This window comes from Variovorax sp. 20P10.2.4, assembly GCF_058244205.1.
In genome coordinates, this window is sequence record NZ_JBZAYE010000975.1 from 1 (window position 1) to 1,927 (window position 1,927).

The window sequence follows — 1,927 nt, forward strand, 5'->3', positions numbered from 1 at the left end:
GGGAAGAACTTGGATGTCATCGCGCCTCCCTTCAGTTGGCCGACAGCGTCGACAGCGGTTTGTTCGACAGGAAGATCGACTGCAGCTCGGCATCGGTCAGCACACGGTTCCACATCGCGAGGTCGCCGAAATGCTCCTGGTAGGTCGGCGCGGTCGCGCACTTGCCCGCGACATACGGTGGCGTGACGGAGCCGTTGCACTTGTTCATCAGGAAGGTGCCGGTGCCGTCGTCGCCGATGCCCCAGTGCGGGTACGGCGAGAGCTTCGAGAGGTCCACGGCGCCGGTCGACTTGCCCACCGCCACGCGGTTGGTGGTGCTGGTCACCGGGTCGAACACCGTCATGTTCATCGTCTTGGCCACGCCGTCGACCGAGAAGGCGATGTAGACCCAGCGATCGATGGCGATCTGCGTGTAGGGACTGGTCGGCCCGTCGGCGCGCACGCCGCCGCCCGAGCCGATGTTGAAGGCCACGCCGCACTGGTCGCCCGAACTCGCGAACAGGCCGAGCGCGACGCCCGCGTTGCCGCCGCTGACATAGCTCTTGTTGGAGAGGATGGTCACGTTGTTCTTCGAGACGCAGGCGGGCGTCTTGAACCACAGGCCGATGGTGAACTGCGGTGCCGTTCCCTTGGCGATGTCGAAGCCCTCGGCCGGCGTGAGCCGGTAGCCCTCGATGCCCGCGGTGGTGACGTAGTTGGTATCGATCAGCAGGCCGTGCGTGCCCGGGAACGGACCCGGCACGACCAGGCCGGCGGCGGCGGGCAGGTCGCTCGCGGCCGGGCCCATGGTGCTGTGGCCCATGGCATCGACCGGCGGCAGCGTGGCGCTGAAGGGGTAGTAGGAGACCAGGCCGTTCTTGAGCGTCGGCGCGAGCGGCACCGGCGGCACGTACGACACGCGCGGCGAGAGCACGGCCCGCGCGGCTGCGTCGTCGCCGTCGCCGGCCTGCACCGTGTAGTCGAACTGGTAGCTGCCCTTGGCCGTCAGCACCTGCGCGAGCTGGCTGTCGGTGAAGGTGGTGGTGCCGGCCGGCAGCTTCGAGGCGATGGGCTGGCCGTCGCGCAGCACCGTGATCGCGCCGGCCGACGGCGCCACCCAGTCGAGCTTCACGCTCACGGTGGCGGAGTTGTTGTCGAGCACCGAGGCCGTGAGCCGCGACACGGGCTGTGCGCCGGTGAGCCGGCCGCCGTCCATCGGGGACGCCTTCGCATCGGGCAGCGCCTTCAGGTGGCCGAGCACGGTCGGCGCCACGTCGGCGATGCTGGCGTAGCCGTAGAGCTCGGCCAGCGTCTGCGGCAGCGCCGCGCCGATGCCCTGCGCCGCGATGTTGGCGGGCTGGTTCAGCCCGATGAAGGTGCTCGACTCGGGCACCAGCGGCAGGCCGTCGTCCTGGCTGTTGGCGCTGAGGCCGTGGTTGCCGGTGATCACGACCAGCCAGCGTTCGTTGGCGCGCTTCGCGGTGGCTGCGAGCAGCGTGCCGACCGCCTTGTCGAGCGTGGCCAGCGTGCCTGCGTACTGGGGAGAGGCAAGACCGAAGTCGAGCGCCGCGTCCTTGCTCGCGCGGTATTGCGCGAGCACGGTGGCGTGGTTGCCGCCGATGAATTGCGTGGCCTGCGTGGTCACGCAGTCGGTGGCGGTCGCGTCCTGCGAGCAGTCGGCGAGCGCATCGAGCGTGCCGCTGTCGTGCTCGGAGGCCAGCAACCGGGCCAGCCCGGCCGAGGCCACGGCGGCGCCGTTGCTCGCGCCGTTCTTCGCCTTGGCCAGCTGGAACACGGTGGCGCCGCGGATCGCCTGCTTCGGCGCTTCCGACATCACCTGGTGGCGCGCGGCCCAGGTGCCGGTCAGCAGCGTGGCCCAACCGGGCGTGTCGAGCGTGGGCTGCTGGCTCGGCGTGCCGGCCATGCCGCCGCTGTAGGCCAGCCGCGG

1 protein-coding gene is annotated in these 1,927 nt (G+C 70.4%); it reads right to left on the reverse strand.

Annotation, left to right across the window (positions count from 1 at the left end):
* Nucleotides 1-31: 31 nt before the first annotated feature.
* A partial coding sequence (locus AC27VN_RS40115) for a hypothetical protein (protein ID WP_490880306.1) occupies nt 32-1,927 on the reverse strand: 1,896 nt, incomplete at its 5' end.